Origin of the sequence: Pseudomonas sp. DrBHI1, assembly GCF_002205115.1 — a bacterium.
In the GTDB taxonomy this organism is placed as follows: domain Bacteria; phylum Pseudomonadota; class Gammaproteobacteria; order Pseudomonadales; family Pseudomonadaceae; genus Aquipseudomonas; species Aquipseudomonas mosselii.
Map to the genome: position 1 here is coordinate 2,225 of NZ_NIBE01000123.1, position 19,738 is coordinate 21,962.

Annotated in this window: 3 protein-coding genes; all 3 read right to left on the reverse strand. The window is 67.9% G+C overall.

The genetic code is table 11. The annotated features are described in order from the left end of the window. Window positions 1-6,873: non-ribosomal peptide synthetase (locus CC207_RS22580; protein WP_143496166.1), on the reverse strand; the 6,873-nt coding region annotated here is incomplete at its 3' end. 1 nt (window position 6,874) lies between these two features. Beyond that, on the reverse strand, window positions 6,875-16,573 hold the full coding sequence (locus tag CC207_RS22585; protein WP_088852788.1) for a non-ribosomal peptide synthetase: 9,699 nt from the start codon (window positions 16,571-16,573) through the stop codon (window positions 6,875-6,877). A 15-nt stretch (window positions 16,574-16,588) separates the two neighbouring features. Continuing rightward, window positions 16,589-19,738: non-ribosomal peptide synthetase (locus CC207_RS22590; RefSeq protein WP_143496168.1), on the reverse strand; the 3,150-nt coding region annotated here is incomplete at its 5' end.

Here is a 19,738-nt window from a genome sequence, read left to right on the forward strand (position 1 = left end):
ACCGTACATGTTGATCAGGTTGTCGCAGTCCTCGCCGAAGCGCTCGAACCACGGTTGCAGGGCAGCAACGTCCAAGGCCTCGCCACCGAAGATCACGTAGCGCAGTGCCAGATCATCAGCGCTGTCACAAGCCACCCGCATCAGCGGCTTGAACGCCGATGGGGTCTGGTTCAGTACGGTCACGCCCTGCTCCACCAGCAGCTGGTGGAAGTCTTCCGGCGAACGGGTCACTTCACGCGGCACGATCACCAGGCGACCGCCGTGCAGCAGCGCACCGAAGATCTCCCACACCGAGAAGTCGAACGCGTACGAGTGGAACAGCGTCCACACATCCTGTGGGCCGAAGCCGAACCAGGCATCGGTCGCCTTGAACAGGCGCAGCAGATTGTGATGCGGCAGCAAGGTACCTTTCGGCTTGCCGGTCGAGCCCGAGGTGTAGATCACATAGGCCAGGTTGTCCGGCTGGGTCAGGTGATCAGGGTTCTGATCACTGTAACCGGCCAGGTCATCTTCCAGCTTCAGGCTGCGAACCTGCGCCGGTACGGGCAGATCGGCCAGCAGATGCCCTTGAGCCAGCAGCAGTTGAATGCCGCTGTCTTCCATCATGTAGCTGAGCCGATCCTGCGGGTACTCCGGATCCAGCGGTACATAAGCACCACCGGCCTTGAGGATCGCCAGCAGGCCGACGATCATCTCGAACCCGCGCTCCACCGCAATACCCACCAGCACATCCGGCCCCACGCCCTGCTCGCGCAGCTTGTGGGCCAGACGGTTGGCGCGGCGGTTGAGCTGGTCGTAGCTCAGCGATTGCCCGGCGAAGGTCACGGCGACCGCCTCAGGCGTACGTGCTGCCTGCGCCTCGATCAGCTCATGGGCACACGCCATGCTCGGATAGCTGGCAATCACCTGCTCCGGATCGGCGCTCAGGGCAATCTCGCCCAAGGCCCGTTGCGGTGCGTCCGCCAGCCCTTCCAGCAGCTCGACGAAGTGCGTCGCCAACTGCCCGACAGCCGATTCGGCGTAACGGGCGCGATCGAACTTGAAGCTGGCCGACAACCTGTCGCCCACCTGTGCCACCAGCGTCAGCGGATAGTTGGTCTGTTCCTGGCTGACCACCTCGCCGAACGCCAGCTCCTGGGGTGCACCGGCCTGCAAAGCCTCGGACACCGGGTAGTTCTCGAACACCAGGATAGTGTCGAACAGCGCCTCGCCGCTCCAGCCGGCCCAGCGCTGGATCTCGTACAGCGGCGTGTGCTCATGCTCGCGCAAGGCCAGGTTCAGTGCCTGGACCTGTTGCACCCACTCGTCAACACGCTGCTCGGAACGTGGGCTGGCGACCACCGGCAAGGTGTTGATGAACAGCCCCAGCTGCTCCTCGACGCCCGGCAGCTCGGTCGGGCGACCCGCCACGGTGGCACCGAAGGTCACGCTGGCCTGGCCGGTGTAGCGCTGCAACAGCAGCAGCCAGGCCGCCTGGACCAGGGTGTTGAGGGTGACCCGCTGCTCCCGGGCAAAATCGCCCAGGCGCTGGGTGCGCCGTGCATCGAGCGTAACCTCATGCTCGGCCTGCCCATGCCCCTGGGCGTCGGACCGCAAGGCCTGGGCCAGGCGCGTAGGCTCGTCCAGCCCGGCCAGGCGCTCGCGCCAGAAGGTTTCACTGGCCTGCTGGTCCTGATGTTGCAGCCACTGGATATAGTCGCGGTAACGGCTGGTCTTGGCCGTTGGCACGACACCGGCGTAACGCTGCAGCACCTCGCCGAACAGCCGCGAGCTGCTCCAGCCATCCAGCAGGATATGGTGGTTGGTCAATACCAGCTGGTAGTGCTGCTCGCCGGTACGGATCACCGCCAGGCGCAGCAGCGGACCGCTGGCCAGGTCGAAGCCGGCGCGCAGGTCGGCCTCGGCCCAGGCCTGCAACGCGGTCGGCAGGTCGGCCTGAGCGCGCCAGTCCAGTTCCACCAGCGGCAGGCGCACCTCGCGCAGGACAACCTGCAGCGACTGGTCGTAACCGCTGACGAAGCTGCTGCGCAGCACCTCGTGGCTGTCCAGGGTGGCCTGCCAGGCCGCGACGAAGCGTGGCACATCCAGGCCCTGCACCTCGACCCGCAGCTGGTTGATGTAGTTGCCCGCCGCCTGCTCGTAGAGGCTGTGGAACAGCATGCCCTGCTGCATCGGCGACAGCGGGTAGATGTCCTCGATATTGCCCGCCGCCACCGGCAACGCCGCCAACTGGCGCTGGTCGAGGCTGGCCAGCGGGAAGTCCGACGGCGTCACGCCCGCCACGCCCGGGGTGGTGCAGTGGGCGATCAGCTGGCGCAGTTCCTCGGCGTACTCGTCGGCCAGGCGCTGGATCTGCCCACGCTCGAACACGGCGCTGCTGAAACTCCAGTCCAGGGCCAGTTCACCGGCGTAGACCTGGCCATCGATGCTGAGCAGGCTGCCCAGCGGCGCCTCCGGGCTCTGCCCCTGTCCCGCGCCTTCCGGCGCCGGGACGAACAGGCCCTGCTCGCTGTCGAAGCTGCCATCGAACTGCCCCAGGTAGTTGAATACGATGCTGCCCTGGGCCAGGGCGCCGAGGGCCTGGCGGGCCTGCTCGTCGCCCAGGTAGCGCAGCACGCCGTAGCCGATGCCCTTGGCCGGCACGGCGCGCAGCTGTTCCTTGACCGCCATGATCGATGCGCCCAGGTCGCTTGCCGGGGTCAGTTTCAATGGATACAGGCTGCTGAACCAACCGACCGTGCGGGTGATGTCGAGGTCGTCGAACAGGTCTTCGCGGCCGTGGCCTTCCAGGCGAATCAGCGCGTGCGCCTCGCCGGTCCAGCGGCGGATGACCCGTGCCAGCGCCGTCAGCAACAGGTCGTTGACCTGGGTGCGGTAGGCGGCCGGCGCCTCCTGCAGCAGTTGCCGGGTCAGCTCGGCGTTCAGCTGGGTGCGCACCGAGATCTCATGTTTACGCTGCTGACCGCCCTCTGGGTTCGCCCCGGGCAGGACGTCGCTGACACCCTGCAACTGCGCCTGCCAGTAAGCCAGCTCGGCCGCCAGCGCGGGGCTGCGGGCATGCTCGCGCAGGTGCTCGGCCCAGGCCTTGAGCGAGCTGCTCTTGGCCGGCAGCACCGGCGTCTTGCCGGCCAACAGGGCCTGGCAGGCCGCCTGCAGGTCTTCGAGCAGGACGCGCCAGGACACGCCGTCGACCACCAGGTGATGGATCACCACCAGCAGGCGCTGCTGGCCTTCGGGCAGGTCGATCAGCACCACCCGCAGCAACGGGCCATGCTTCAGGTCCAGGCTGCGCTGGGCCTCGTCGGCCAGCTCCGGCAGGCGCGCGGCGTCGTCCAGCTGATGCACCCACAGCAACTGCTGCGCATCGACCGGCGCGAATTGCCCATGCCACTGCCCCTGCTCTTCGCTGAACCGCAGGCGCAGGGCATCGTGCTGCTCCACCAGCAGCTTGAGCGCCGCCTGCAGCAACGCCACGGTCAACGGCTGGCGTGGGCTCAGCATCACCGCCTGGTTCCAGTGGTGACGCTGGGGAATCGCAGTATCGAAGAAGCGCGCCTGGATCGGCAGCAACGCCAACGAGCCACTCACCAGCTCGACCACTTCGGCTGCCGGCTTCTTCTCGATCAGCTTGGCCACCGCCGCCAGTTGGCCGATGGTCTGCTTCTCGAACAGCTGCTTGGGGCTCAGCTTGATGCCCTGGCGCTTGGCCCGGGCGATGATCTGCAGGCTGAGGATGGAATCGCCGCCCAGCTCGAAGAAGTTGTCGGTGCTGCCCACTTGCTCGCGCTTGAGCACTTCGCACCAGATCGCGGCAAGTTTCTCCTCGATTTCGCCCACCGGCGCGGTGTAGCGCTGCCTGGCCACGCCCGGCTTGGGCAGGGCCTTTTTGTCCAGCTTGCCGTTGGCGGTCAGTGGCAGGCGCTCGAGCAGCAGCACCTGTGCCGGTACCAGGTACTCCGGCAGGCGCGCCTGCAAGGCCTGGCGCAGCGCCTCGGCCTGCAACTCGACGCCCGCCGCCGGCACGGCCCAGGCCACCAGTTGCAGACGCGACGGATCGCTGTCCAGGGGCAGCGCCAGCACCACGGCTTCGCCGACCCCAGGCAGGCCTTGCAGCACCTGGCCAACTTCGCCCGGCTCGACCCGGTAGCCGCGAATCTTCACCTGGTCGTCGCCGCGCCCCAGGTATTCCAGCACGCCCTGGTCCAGGCGCGCGCGGTCACCGGCACGGTACAGCCGCTCGCCACTCTTGCCAAAGGGGTCGGGGACGAAGCGCTCGGCGGTCAGCCCCGGCTGGCCGACATAGCCCTGGGCCAGGCCCTGGCCACCCAGGTACAAATCGCCTGCCACCCGCTCGGGCAGCGGGTTGAGGTAGGCATCCAGCACCCGCGCCTGACCGTTGTCCAGCGGCCGGCCCACCGGCACGCTGCGCCAGCCGGGCAGGCGTTCGCCGACTTCGTGGGTGAGGATGCCCACGGTGGTCTCGGTCGGACCGTAGTGGTTGATGATCCGGCAGCCGGGCTTCAGACGCCGGACCTGCTCGATCAGGGCCCAGGAGCTGGCCTCGCCGCCAAGGATCAGCAGCTGCTCGGGCAACACCCGCTCAGGCTGCGCGGCCTGCAGCAGGCCTTGCAGGTGGCTGGGCACGATCTTCAGCACATCGACCCGGTGCTCGGCCATGTAGCTGGCAAAACCGTCCGGATCGAAGCCCTGGTCGTGGCCCAGCAGGTGCAGCAGCCGGCCCGAGGCCAGCGCGCCGAACAGCACGGTGTGGCCCAGGTCCGCGGCCACGGTGGAGACCATCGCCAGGCTGGCGCCGGGTTGCAGGTCGAGGCGTTGCAGCACGCCCTGCAGGTAGTTGGCCAGTGCGCCGTGGCTGATCACCACGCCCTTGGGCTGCCCGGTGGAACCCGAGGTGTAGATGATGTAGGCCGCTTGCTGCGGATCGATGTGTACCGCCGGTGGCTGGTCGCTGCGGTCGCCGTGCTGCGCTGCGTCAAAAGCCAGCGCCGGGCACACGCCCAGCCCCGCCGCCTGGGCGTCGCCCAAGGCGTGCACCAGCAGGCGCGCGTCGCTGGCCTGCAGCAGCTGCTGCAGGCGTTCGGCGGGCTGGCGGCTGTCCAGCGGCAGGTACACCGCGCCCAGTTTGAGCACGGCCAGCAGGCTGGTCACCCATTCGATGGAGCGCTCCTGGCACAGCGCCACGGTCATGCCCGGGGCGATACCCTGTGCCTGCAGATAGTGAGCGAAGCGGTTGGCTTGCTGCTCCAGCTCCGCGTAGCTGACCATACGATCACCCGCGCGCAGCGCCGGCTGCTCGGCACCGGTGTTCAGGCCCTGGCGCCACAGGGCGAGGAAGTCCGCCTGCGGCCAGCTGTGGGTGCTGGCCTCGACCTGCGCGGCCTGGGCATCGGGGTGTTCGCACAGCACCGCCTCGGGGTGCTCGACGAGCGTGCGCAGCACCGCCTGGAACGAAGCGGCCAGGCGCTCGATGGTCGCGGCCTCGAACAGGTCCGTGCTGTAGTTGAAGTAGCCTTGCAGGCCGTCGGGGGTCTCGGTGAAATCGTAGGCCAGGTCGAAACGGGCGTCGTTGCCTTCGACCGGGAAACCGCTGACGCTCAGCTCGCCCAGCATCTGCCGGGCTTGGGCGCCTGCCTCGGTGTCGGCCATGTTCTGGTTGATCTTCACTTGGAACAGCGGGTTGTGCCCCAGGTTGCGCTCCGGCGCCAGGGCATCCACCAGGTGCTCGAACGGCAGTTCCTGGTGCGACTGCGCACCGCTGACCACCTGCTTCACCTGCTCCAGCAGGGCCGCGCCGCTCTGGCGCTCGTCCACCTGCACCCGCAGCACCTGGGTATTGATGAAGAAGCCGATCAGGCCTTCGACCTCCTTGCGGTTGCGCCCGGCATTGGGCGCGCCGATGCGAATGTCGGCCTGGCCGCTGTAGCGCGCCAGGGTCACGGCCAGGGCCGCGAGGGTCAGCATGAACACGGTCTGGCCCTGGCTGCGCGCCTGGGCCTTGAGCTTGGCCGACAGCGCCGCCGGCACATCGCTGCGCAGGGTCGCGCCGCGGTAGCTGGGGTGCGCCGGACGCTCATGATCCAACGGCAGTTCCAGCACCGGGTGCTCGTCCCCCAGTTGCTGCTTCCAGTACTGCAACTGGCGCTCGCCCTCGCCGGCCTCGAGCCAGGCGCGCTGCCAGATCGCATAGTCGGCGTACTGCACCTCGAGCGGTGGCAGGTCGGCGGCGCGGCCCTGGGACAGCGCTTCGTACAGGTGCACGAACTCCTGCACCATCAGCTCGCCCGACCAGCCGTCGGAGACGATATGGTGCATGCACACCGTCAGCACATGTTCGGTGGGCGCCAGGCGCAGCAACCGGACCCGCAGCAGCGGCCCGTCGAGCAGGTCGAAAGGCGCATCCAGTGCCTCACGCACCTCGGTGCGCAGGCACTGTTCGATATCCTCGCCCGGCCCGGCCTGTACCTCGCGTACTTCCAGGCTCACGCCGGACTGCTCAAGGACCTGCTGGTGAAACTCACCCTCCTCGGAGACGAAACGCGTGCGCAGGCTTTCGTGACGCCGCACCAGCGCGTCCAGGGCCTCGGCCAGGGCCTGCTGGTTCAGCGAACCGCTCAGGCGCACCGCCATCGGCACGTTATAGAAGCTGCTCTGCGGCTCCAGCTGCCAGAGGAACAGCATGCGCTGCTGGGCATAGGACAGCGGGATGCGCGGGCTGTCGTGGCGGGTGACGGCGATCGGCAACAGGCGGAAGCTCTGCCCGGTCTCGCGCATCTTGTCGAGGATCTGCCGACGCTGCTCCAGGGCAAGGCCGACAAAGCGCTTGGCGATACGTTCTGCTGTGCTCTTGTCCATCTCAGACGCCCGCCATTTCATTCATCATTCTTTCGATATCGGACAAGCCGTCCTCGCTCAACGACAGGCCGGTGGAGGCACAAGCCTGGGCAAAATCATTCAATTGCGGTTTCTCGAATAGCAGGCGCAGCGGGATGTCGATCCCCAGGCCCGAGTTGATCTTGGAAATCAGCTGGGCCGCCAGCAGCGAGTGCCCGCCCAGCTCGAAGAAGTCGTCATTCAGGCCCACCCGCTCGACCTCCAGCACCTCGGCCCAGAGCGCCGCCAACTGCTGCTCCAGTTCGCTGACCGGGGCCACGTAGGCCGACTGTGCCTGGCGGGTATCGGGGGCCGGCAGCGCCTTGCGGTCGAGCTTGCCGTTGGGTAGCAGCGGCATGCGCTCGAGCAGCACCAGGTACATCGGCACCATGTAGTCCGGCAGGCTGGCGCCCAGGTGAGCCTTCAGTTCGGCGCGCAGGCCGCCCTGCTCCTCGGGCATCGCGTTGGGCACCAGGTAGGCGGCCAGTTGCTTGCCGCCCGGGCCGTCGATATCGACCACCAGCACCTCGCGCACCGCCGGATGCTCACGCAGGCGCGCCTCGATCTCGCCCAGCTCGATACGGAAGCCGCGGATCTTGACCTGGTGGTCGATGCGCCCGGCATACTCGACCAGCCCCTGTTCGCGATAGCGCGCCAAGTCGCCGGTGCGGTACAGGCGGGCACCCGGCGTAGTGGCGAACGGATCGGGGATGAAACGCTCGGCGGTCAGCCCCGGGCGGTTGTGGTAACCGCGGGCCAGCAGCTCGCCACCCACCAGCAGCTCGCCGATGGCCCCTGGCAGGGCCAGGTCGCCGTCGGCATCCACCAGGTGGATCGAACGCCCGGCCAGGGCCTTGCCGATCGGGATCTGCACCGGCAGGGGCTGCTCGCCGGTGACATAGGCACTGCAGTCATGGCTCATGACGCTGACGGTAGCCTCGGTCGGCCCGTAGGTGTTGAGCAGGCGCACATGGCCGAGCCCGGCCTGTTGCCAGGCCAGCACGCCGTCGGCGGCCATGGCCTCGCCACCCATGTGCACCTGGCGCAGCACGCCATAGTCGCGCGGGCCCTTGGCTGCGAAGTCCTTGGCCAGCAGGTACCAGTAGGCGGTCGGCAGGTCGGCGAAGGTGATGCCTTGGCTCAGCACTTCGCGGTAGAAGGTCTCGCTGTCCCACAGTGTCGGGCCGCGCACCACCACACTGGCGCCGCAGATCAGCGCCGGGTACAGCTGCTCGACGAAGGCGTCGAAGTTGAAGGTGGAGAATTGCAGCACCCGGTCGGCCGCCGACAGCCCGCAGAAGCCCTTGGCGACATGGGCGTGCCGGCTCAGGGCGGCGGCGCTGATGCCAACGCCCTTGGGACGGCCGGTGGAACCGGAGGTGTACATGATGTACGCCAGGTTGTCGGGGTCGCCCAGTTCGGGCAATGCATGGCTCGGCCAGGCGTCAAGAGCCTCGCTGTCCAGGCACAGGCTGCGCACCTGCGGCGCCACGGCCAGGTCCTGCAGCTGCGCGCTGTGGCCGAGCAGCAGGACGATGCCGCTGTCCTCCATCATGTAGGCGAGGCGCTCGTGCGGGTAGTCGGGGTCCAGTGGCACATAAGTGCCGCCGGCCTTGAGCACCGCCAGCAGGCCGACCACCATGTCCAGGCTGCGCGGCAGGGCGATGCCCACGCGAACATCCGGGCCGATGCCTTCCTGGCGCAGGCGGTGGGCCAGCTGGTTGGCGCGCTGGTCCAGGGCCTGGTAGGTGAGCTGCTGCCCTTCGCAGATCAGCGCCGTGGCCTGCGGCGTGCGCGCGGCCTGGTCGGCAATCAGCTGCTGCACGGTGCGCTGGTCGGGGTAGACGGCCTCGTGCCGGCTCCATTGCTCAAGGAGGGTCTGGCGCTGCGCCGCATCCAGCAGCGGCAGTTCGACGATGCGCTGGGCCGGCTGGGTGCTGACCGCCTGCAACAGGTTCAGCCAGTGCCCGGCCATGCGCTCGATGCTGGCGTGCTCGAACAGGTCGCTGACGTAGGTCAGGGTCGCGCCCAGGCCGTCCTCGCTCTCAAAGGTGTCCAGGGCCAGGTCGAGATGCGCCGTGGGGTTGTCCCAGGCCAGGCCGGCGATGCTCAGCCCCGGCAGCTCGCGGACATTCTCCGCACGGTAGGCCTGGTGGTTGAACATCACCTGGAACAGCGGGTTGTGGCTCAGGCTGCGCTCCGGTTGCAGCGCCTCGACCAGTTGCTCGAAGGGCAGGTCCTGGTGGGCCTGGGCCTGCAGGGCGGTGTGCTTGACCTGCTGCAGCAGCTCGGTGAAGGTGGTCTGCAGGTCGAACTCGGCCTTGAGCACCTGGGTGTTGACGAAGAAGCCGATCAGCCCTTCGGTCTCGGCCCGGGTGCGGTTGGCGATCGGCACGCCGACGCGGATATCGGCCTGGCCGGTCTGGCGGTGCAACAAGCTCTGGAACGAAGCCAGCAGCAGCATGAACAAGGTCACCCCTTGCTCGCGCGCCTGCGCCTTGAGCGCCTGGGCCAGGGCCGCCGGGACCTCGAGGGTCAGGCTGCGTCCGGCATGGCTCTGCACGGTGGGACGCGGGTGATCGGTGGGCAGTTGCAGCACATAGTGCTCGCCACCCAGCTGCGCCAGCCAGTAGTCCAGCTGGCGGGCCTGCTCGCCGGCCTCCATCCACTGGCGCTGCCAGGCGGCGTAGTCGGCGTACTGCACGGCCAGGGCAGGCAGCTCGGGTTGCTGGCCCTGGCTCAAGGCCAGGTAGGCGTCGACCACTTCGTCGACCATGATCGGCATCGACCAGCCATCGGCGACGATGTGGTGCAGGGTCAGCACCAGCACGTGATCGTCCTCGGCCAGGCGTAGCAGGCGTACCCGCAGCAGCGGCCCCTGGCTCAGGTCGAACGGGCGCTGCACTTCGCGGGCCACGCGCTCGCGAACCGCCTCGGCGCGGGTGTCCTGGAGCGACTCCATGACCAGGGTGAAGGTGCTCGCCGGGTGAATGCGCTGCAGCGCTTGTCCGCCCTCCTGGTGGAAGGTGGTACGCAGGCTTTCGTGACGGGCCACCAGGGCCTCGAACGCCTGGCGCAGCGCTTCCAGGTTAAGCCGGCCTTTGAGTTGCAGGACGGCGGGGATGTGATAGGCGGCGCTGCCCGGCTCCAGTTGCCAGAGGAACCACTGGCGCTGCTGGGCATAGGACAGCGCCAGCGGCTGGCCGCGGTCCACCGGCAGCAACGCCGGAGCCAGGCTGGTACTGCCTTGTGCGGCGAGCGCGGCGAAGCCTTGCAGGTCGGGGCACTCGAACAGACTGCGCAACGCCAGCTCCAGGCCCAGCCCCTGGCGCACTCGGGCAATCACCTGGGTCGCCAGCAGCGAGTGGCCGCCGAGCTCGAAGAAGTTGTCGTGCAGGCCGATTTGTTCGACCTTGAGCACCTCGGCCCAGATCGCGGCCAGGCGTTGCTCCAGCTCGCTGCGCGGCGCCACGTAGTCCGCTTGCGCCTGGCTGGCGTCAGGCTTGGGCAAGGCCTTGCGGTCGAGCTTGCCGTTCGGCGTCTGCGGCATCGCCTCGAGGAACACCAGGTACGCGGGCACCATGTACTCCGGCAGGCCGGCCTTCAGGTGACGCAACAGGTCGGCACGCAGATCGTCACCGGCCTGCGCGCTCGGCACCAGGTAGGCCGCCAGTTGCTTGCCGCCCGCGCCGTCGATGTCGATCACCAGCGCCTCGCGCACCCCCGGGTGCTCGCGCAGGCGGGCATCGATCTCGCCCAGCTCGATACGGAAACCGCGGATCTTCACCTGATGGTCGACCCGGCCGACGAACTCGATGACGCCATCGGCGCGCAAGCGCGCCAGGTCGCCGGTGCGGTACAGGCGCCCACCGGCACTGGCGCCGAACGGGTCGGGAATGAAGCGTTCGGCGCTCTGGCCCGGGCGGTTGTGGTAACCCCGGGCCAGCAGCTCGCCGCCCACCAGCAGCTCGCCGATCGAACCCGGCAAGGCCAGGTTGCCGGCCGCATCGACCAGGTAGACACTGCGTCCGGGCAGGGCCTGGCCGATCGGGATCTGGCCGGGCAAGGCGGCCTGGCCAGTGACATAGTCGCTGCAGTCATGGCTGGTGATGCACACCGTAGCCTCGGTCGGGCCGTAGGTGTTGACCAGCCGCACACCGGCCAGCCCCGCGGCGCGCCAGGCCAGTACGCCATCGGCGGCCATGGCTTCGCCGCCCATGTGCACGCGGCGCAGCTGGCCGTAATCCCGCGGCCCGTGGGCGGCGAAGTCCTTGGCCAGCATGTGCCAGTAGGCGGTCGGCAGGTCGCTGAAGGTCACGCCCTGCTCCAGCACCTGGCGGTACCAGGTCTCGCTGTCCCACAGCGCCTGGCCGCGCAGCACCACGCGGGCGCCGCAGACCAGCGCCGGATACAGCTGCTCGACGAAGGCGTCGAAGTTGAAGGTGGAGAACTGCAGCGCCCGGTCCGCCGCCGTCAGCCCGAAGCGGCCGACGAAGCCCAGCACGTGCCCGCGCAGGGCCGCGGCGCTGATGCCAACGCCCTTGGGGCGGCCAGTGGAGCCGGAGGTGTACATGATGTACGCCAGGTTGTCCGCCTGGGTCAGGTTGGCCAGGTCGTCCTCGACGCAGCCTTGCAGCCAGTCGTCGCCCTGGTCCAGGCACAGGTTGCAGACCTCTGGGGCAACGTTCAGGCGCGCCAGCACGCCCGACTGGGTCAGCAGCAGGCGCAGGCCGCTGTCCTGGATCATGTAGGCCAGCCGGTCGTGGGGGTAGTCGGGGTCCAGCGGCACATAGGCGCCGCCGGCCTTGAGCACCGCCAGCACGCTGACCACCATGTCCAGGCCGCGCTCGATGGCGATGCCGACCGGTACGTCCGGGCCGACACCGAGGGCGCGCAGCTTGTGGGCAATGCGGTTGGCGCGGCGGTTCAGCGCCTGGTAGGTCAGTTGCTTGCCCTCGCAGACCAGCGCCACGGCTTGCGGGGCCTGGGCGGCCTGCGCCTCGAACAGCTGGTGCACGCAAGGGGCGGCGCTGAAATCGGCAGATTGTTCGGACCCGCTCGCCAGCTGCTGCTGTTGCTCGAAGTCCAGCAGCGCCAGGTCGCTGATCGCCTGCTGCGGCTGCCGGGCGATGGCGCGCAGCAGGACCAGCCAGTAGCCGGCCAGGCGCTCGACGGTGGCGCGCTCGAACAGCTCGCTGACATAGGTCAGGCTTGCGCCCAGGCCGTCGTCGCTCTCGAAGGTGTCCAGGCTCAGGTCCAGCTGAGCGGTGTGGTTGTCCCAGGCCAGCCCTTCCACGGTCAACCCCGGCAGTTGACGGGCATCGCCTGCGCGGTAGGTCTGGTGGTTGAACATCACCTGGAACAACGGGCTTTGGCTCAGGCTGCGCTCGGGCTGCAGCGCCTCGACCAGTTGCTCGAAGGGCAGGTCCTGGTGGGCCTGGGCCTGCAGGGCGGTGTGCTTGACCTGCTGCAGCAGCTCGCCGAAGGTGGTGCGCAGGTCGAACTCGGCCTTGAGTACCTGGGTGTTGACGAAGAAGCCGATCAGGCCTTCGGTTTCGGCGCGGGTGCGGTTGGCAATCGGCACGCCGACGCGGATATCGGTTTGCCCGGACACGCGATGCAGCAGGCTCTGGAACGAGGCCAGCAGCAGCATGAACAGGGTCACGCCCTGTTCGCGCGCCGTAGTCTTCAGGGCCTCGGCCAGCTCGCGCTCGAGGGTGATGTCCAGGCGCTCGCCGACATGGCTCTGCAGCAGCGGACGCGGACGGTCGAGCGGCAGTTCCAGCACTGGCTGCTCGTCGCCCAGCTGTCCGCGCCAGTAGTCCAGCTGGCGGGTCTGCTCGCCAGCGGCCATCCACTGGCGCTGCCAGGCGGCGTAGTCGGCGTACTGGAACGCCAGGGCCGGCAGTGGCGCGGCAGCGCCCTGACAGTAGCCGGCATACAGGCGCACCACCTCGTCGACCATGATTGGCATCGACCAGCCGTCGGCGACGATATGGTGCAGGGTCAGCACCAGCACATGGTCGTCTTCGGCCAGGCGCAGCAGGCGGGCACGCAGCAGCGGGCCGTTTTCCAGGTGGAATGGCTGGCGGGCTTCTTCGGCCACCCGCGCTTGCAAGTCGTCAGCGCTGACCGCATCAACAGCCAGGTCGAAGTCGCTGGCCGGGTGGATGCGCTGCCAGGTCTGCTCGCCTTCCTGATGGAAGGTGGTGCGCAGGGTTTCATGACGGGCGATCAGCGCGGCGAAGCTGCTGCGCAGGGCCTCGATGTTCAGCTCGCCCTTCAGGCGCAGGGCCGAAGGGATGTTGTAGGCGGCGCTTTCAGGCTCCAGCTGCCAGAGGAACCACTGGCGTTGTTGGGCGTAGGACAGCGGCAGCGGCTGGTTGCGGTCCACGGCAGTGAATGCAGGCGCCTGGCTGGCCGAGCCTTGGCCGGCGGCCTGGGCGAAGGCCAGAAGGTCGGCGGACTCGAACAGGCTGCGCAGCGGGACCTCCAGGTCCAGACGCTGGCGGATGCGCGAGGTCACCTGGGTGGCCAGCAGCGAATGACCGCCGAGCTCGAAGAAGTTGTCGTGCAAGCCAACCTGCTCGACTTTCAGCACTTCACTCCAGATCGCGGCCAGTTGTTGCTCCAGCGCCGTACGCGGGGCCACGTAGCCCTGTTGTAGCTGGCTGGCGTCGGGCTTCGGCAGGGCCTTGCGGTCCAGCTTGCCGTTGGCCGTCAGCGGCCACTGCTCCAGCACCAGGAAGTGGGTCGGGACCATGTAGTCCGGCAGGTTGGCTTTCAGGTGCTGTTTCAGCGTGTCGCGCAGGGCGGCGTGGTCGGTGGATGGGTCTTGAGCGATCAGGTAGGCCGCCAGTTGCTTGCCCCCTGCCCCGTCGATATCCAGCACCAGCACTTCGCGCACGGCATCGTGCTCTTGCAGGCGCGCCTCGATCTCGCCCAGTTCGATACGGAAGCCTCGGATCTTCACCTGATGGTCGATCCGGCCCACGTACTCGATCACCTCCTGGCCGCGATAACGCGCCAGGTCGCCGGTGCGGTACAGGCGCCCGCCTTCGCTGGAGAACGGATCCGGCACAAAGCGTTCGGCGGTCAGCGAAGCACGGTTGTGGTAACCGCGCGCCAGGCCGGCGTGACCGACGTGCAGCTCGCCCGTGCAGCCCTTGGCCACCGGGTTGAAATCGGCATCCAGTACATACATCGACAGGTCCGGGATCGCCGCACCGATCGGGCTGCCCGGCTGTTGCGTATCGGCAAAGCGGATCGGCCGGTAGGTCACATGGACCGTGGTCTCGGTGATGCCGTACATGTTGATCAGGTTGTCGCAGTCCTCGCCGAAACGCTCGAACCACGGTTGCAGTGCCGCCACATCCAGGGCTTCGCCACCGAAGATCACATAGCGCAGTGCCAGATCATCAGCACTGTCACAGGCCACCCGCATCAGCGGCTTGAACGCCGACGGGGTCTGGTTCAGTACGGTCACGCCCTGCTCCACCAGCAGTTGGTGGAAGTCTTCCGGCGAACGGGTCACCTCACGCGGCACGATCACCAGGCGACCGCCGTGCAGCAGCGCGCCGAAAATCTCCCACACCGAGAAGTCGAACGCGTACGAGTGGAACAGCGTCCACACATCCTGCGGGCCGAAGCCGAACCAGGCATCGGTGGCCTTGAACAGACGCATCAGGTTGTGATGCGGCAGCAGCGTGCCTTTCGGCTTGCCGGTCGAGCCAGAGGTGTAGATCACATAGGCCAGGTTGTCCGGCTGGGTCAGGTGATCAGGGTTCTGATCACTGTAACCGGCCAGGTCGTCTTCCAGCTTCAGGCTGCGAACCTGCGCCGGCACGGGCAGATCGGCCAGCAGATGACCTTGCGTCAGCAGCAGTTGAATGCCGCTGTCTTCCATCATGTAGCTCAGACGGTCCTGCGGGTACTCCGGATCCAGCGGTACATAAGCACCACCGGCCTTCAGGATCGCCAGCAGGCCGACGATCATCTCGAACCCGCGCTCCACCGCAATACCCACCAGCACATCCGGCCCCACGCCCTGCTCGCGCAGCTTGTGGGCCAGACGGTTGGCGCGGCGGTTGAGCTGGTCATAGCTCAACGCCTGCCCGGCGAAAGTCACGGCAATCGCCTCAGGCGTACGCGCCGCCTGCGCCTCGATCAGCTCATGGGCGCACAGCGTGCTTGGGTAGCGCTGCACTTCGGCTTTCCACTCGCCTTGCTCAGCCATGTCGAGCAACGGCAATTGCGCCACACGCTGCGCGTGGTCCTGGCAGATGCCCTGCAACAGGTTGCGCCAATGCCGGCCGATGCGCTCGACCGTGGCCGGGTCGAATAGCGAGGTGGCGTAGGTCAGTGCCGCGATCAGCCCGCCGTCGTGTTCGGCGGTGTTGAGGATCAGGTCGAACTGGGTGGTCTGCCCTTCCCAGCTCAAGCCCTCGACCTGCAGCTCACCCAGCTGACGGGCCATGCCCGGGCTTTCGGCCTGGTGGTTGAACAGCACCTGGAACAGCGGGTTGTGGCTCATGCTGCGCTCGGGCTGCAGCGCCTCGACCAGCTGTTCGAACGGTAGGTCCTGGTGCGCCTGGGCCTGCAGCGCGGCCTCGCGGACCTGCTGCAGCAACGCGGTGAAGGTGATCTGCGGCGCGAACTCGGCCTTGAGCACCTGGGTATTGACGAAGAAGCCGATCAGCCCCTGGGTTTCGGCACGGGCACGGTTGGCCACCGGTACGCCGACACGGATATCGGCCTGCCCGCTGTAGCGGTGCAGCAGCGTCTGGAACGACGCCAGCAACAGCATGAACAGGGTCACTCCGTGCTGGCGGGCCAAGGCCTTGAGTGCCTGCGCCAGGGAGGCATCGATATCGATGGCCAGGCGCGCGCCGTGGAAGTTCTGCACCGACGGCCGCGGACGGTCGACGGGCAGCTCCAGCAGCGGTTGCTCGCCGGCCAGTTGCTGGCGCCAGTAGCCGAGCTGGCGTTCCTGCTCGCCGGCTTCCATCCAGTCACGCTGCCACACCGCGTAGTCGGCGTACTGGATCGGCAGCTCGGCCAGGGTCACTGGCGAGCCCTGGCGCAAGCCTTGGTAAAGACGGATCAGCTCGTCCACCAAAATTGGCGTGGACCAGCCATCGGAGACGATATGGTGCACGGTGAGGATCAGCACATGCTCTTCAGGCCCCAGCACCAGCAGCCTGACCCGCAGCAGCGGGCCCTGTTGCAGGTCGAAGGGTTGTTGCACCTCGACCTCCACCCGCGCGCGGATGGCCGCTTCCAGGCTGGCCGGATCGGCAACCGCCAACGGCTCCACCGCCAATGCCAGCGGCATCGACGGATGGACGATCTGCACCGCGCCGTCACCCTCCTGGCGGAAGGTCGTGCGCAGGGTCTCGTGGCGCGCCACCAGGCTGTCGAAGCTGCGCTGCAATGCTTCGATGTCCAGCGCGCCCTTGAGCCGCAGCGCCGCCGGAATGTTATAGGCGGCGCTGTGCGGATCGAGCTGCCAGAGGAACCACTGGCGCTGCTGTGCGTATGAAAGCGCTGCCCCGTCCGCAGATTCCCTTCTGAAGATCGGGGTGACCCCGTAGAGGTTGACACCCTGGCGCTTGAGCAAGGCTGCCAATGCCTTGCGCTCCCTGGTGGACAGCGACTTTACGGAGTCGAGCAGCTCTTGCACTTTGAATGTCTCCCGCTAAGCGATCAGATTATCTATTTCCTGTGCAGTAAGACGTTTCAAGGCCTCCAGGGATTTAGTCAGTTCGTCATGGGCGTTGGCGACCTGCCCCGACTTGCGTTCGACCACCTGGCTGAAATCGCCCAGGGTGGCCTGCTCGAACAGCTCGTTCAGGCTCAGATCGACGCCCAGTTGCTCACGCACCCGGCCGATCACCTGGACGATCAGCAGCGAGTGCCCACCGAGGTCGAAGAAGTTGTCCTGCAGGCCCACCCGCTCGACGTGCAGCACCTCGGCCCAGATCACCGCCAGCTTGCGCTCCAGCTCCGTGACCGGCGCCACATGGGCTGGCTGCAGTTGGCTGGCGTCCGGCAGCGGCAGGGCCTTGCGGTCCAGCTTGCCGTTGGGGGTCTGGGGCATGCGCGCCAGGCCCACCAGGTGGCCCGGCACCATGTAGTCCGGCAGGCCGGCCTTCAGGTGCGCGCGCAGCTCGCCGCGCAGCGCTTCCACGCCTTGCTGCGCGTCGTGCAGCACCAGGTAGGCCGCCAATTGCTTGCCGGCCGCACCGTCGATATCGATCACCGCGGCCTCGCGGATCGCCGGGTGCAGCAGCAGGCGCTCCTCGATTTCGCCCAGCTCGATACGGAAGCCACGGATCTTCACCTGATGGTCCAGACGCCCGACATACTCGATCACGCCGTCGTCGCGGTAGCGGGTCAGGTCGCCGGTGCGGTACAGGCGCGCGCCCGGCTCGCTGGCGAACGGATCCGGCACGAAGCGTTCGGCGGTCAGCCCCGGACGGTTGTGGTAGCCGCGCGCCAGGCCATCGCCGCCGATCAGCAGCTCGCCGCGCGCGCCTTGCGGCAACACGTCCAGCTCGGCGCCGAGCACATGCAGGCGGGTGTTGGCCAGCGGACGGCCCAGCCATACGTCGTCGCTGGCGGTCAGGTAGTGGCAGGCCGACCAGATGGTGGTCTCGGTCGGGCCGTAGACGTTCCACACATGCCCGGCCTGGGCAATCAGGCGCTGGGCCAGCTCGGCGCTCAGCGCCTCGCCGCCACACAACACCTTCTTGCCGGCGAAGGCCCCGGGCGCCGCGGCATCCAGCAGCATGCGCCAGGTCGATGGCGTGGCCTGGACGACGCTGACCGCCTGGGCCTGGATCACCGCCAGCAAGGCCTGCGGGTCCTTGTTCACCTGCTCGCCCAGCAGCACCACGCGGGCGCCGCGCAGCAACGGCAGGTACAGCTCAAGGCCGGCAATGTCGAACGACAGCGAGGTCAGCGACAGCACCTTGTCCGAGGCATCGATGCCCGGCTGGCGCGCCATGCTGCAGAGGAAGTTGACCAGCGCGTCGTGGCGGATGGTCACGCCCTTGGGCTTGCCGGTGGAGCCGGAGGTATAGATCACGTAGGCGAGGTTGTCCGGCAGTGCCAGCTGGCGCGGGTTGTCCTCGCCGTGCTCGGCCGGCAGCGGCCGGTCCAGGCACAGGCTGTGCACCTGCGGCGGAATCGGCAGGCGCTGCAGCAGGCCGGACTGGGTCAGCAGCAGCGCGATACGGCTGTCCTCCATCATGTAGGCCAGGCGGTCCTCGGGGAACTGCGGGTCTAGCGGTACATAGGCGCCACCGGCCTTGAGCACCGCCAGCAGGCCGACCAGCATGTCCAGGCTGCGCTCCACAGCGATCCCCACCAGCACATCGGGGCCGACGCCCAGGCTGCGCAGATGATGGGCCAGGGCGTTGGCGCGACGGTTCAGTTGCTCGTAGCTCAGCGACTGCTCGCCCAGCACCGCGGCGATGGCCTGCGGCGTACGCGCGGCTTGCGCCTCGATCAGCTGCTGGACGGTCTGCCCGCGAGGGTAGTCGGCGGCGCTGTCGTTCCAGGCGCGCAGGGTGCGCTCGCGCTCCTCGCGGCTCAGCAACGGCAGTTCGGCAACCCGCTGCCCGGCGTCCTGGCAGATGCCCTGCAGCAGGTTGCACCAATGCTCGGCCATGCGCGCCACGCTGGCAGCCTCGAACAGGCTGGTGGCGTAGGTCAGGGTCGCGCTCAGGCCGCCTTCGTGCTCGGCAGTGTCCAGGGTCAGGTCGAACTGCGCGGTCTGCTTGTCCGAGACCAGCCCCTGCAGGCTGAGGCCCGCCAGTTCGCGGGACTCGCCCAGCACCTGGGTCTGATGGTTGAACATCACCTGGAACAGTGGGCTATGGCTCAGGCTGCGCTCCGGCTGCAGGGCCTCGACCAGTTGCTCGAAGGGCAGCTCCTGGTGCGCCTGAGCACCCAGGGCGGTGTGCTTGACCTGTTGCAACAATTCGTCGAAGCGCAGTTGCGGCTGGAAGCGGGCATCCAGCACCAGGGTGTTGACGAAGAAGCCGATCAGCCCTTCGGTCTCGGCCCGGGTGCGGTTGGCCACCGGCACGCCGACGCGGATATCGGCCTGACCGGAATGGCGATGCAGCAAGGCCTGGAACGAAGCCAGCAGGAGCATGAACAGGGTCACGTCCTGTTGCCCGGCCAGTGCCTTGAGCTGGGCGACCAGGCCCGGTTCCAGGCTCACCTGCAGGCGAGCACCGTCGTATTGCTGCACGGCCGGGCGTGGGCGGTCGGTGGCCAGTTCGAGGATCGGCTGGGTACTGCCCAGGCGCGCTTGCCAGTAGTCCAGCTGGCGCCGTTGCTCGCCGGCCTCCATCCACTGGCGCTGCCAGGCGGCATAGTCGGCGTACTGGAACGCCAGGGCCGGCAGCTGCGGGGCCTTACCCTGCAGATGGCTTTCATAGCCGCGCACCAGTTCGTCGACCATGATCGGCATCGACCAGCCGTCAGCGACGATGTGGTGCAGGGTCAGCACCAGTACGTGTTCGTCGGCGGCCAGGCGCAGCAGGCGGGCGCGCAGCAGCGGGCCGTGCTCGAGGTTGAACGGCTCGCGCACCTGGGCCTCGACCCAGGCCTGCAACGCCGGCTCATCCAGGGCAGCCGAAACGACCTGCAGCGGAACATCGAGCGTCGGGTGCACCACCTGCTGGGCACTGTCGCCCTGCTGCCTGAAGGTAGTACGCAGGGTTTCGTGACGGGCGATCAGCGTGGCGAAGCTGCTGCGCAGGGCCTCGATGTTCAGCTCGCCCTTCAGGCGCAGGGCCGAAGGGATGTTGTAGGCGGCGCTTTCAGGCTCCAG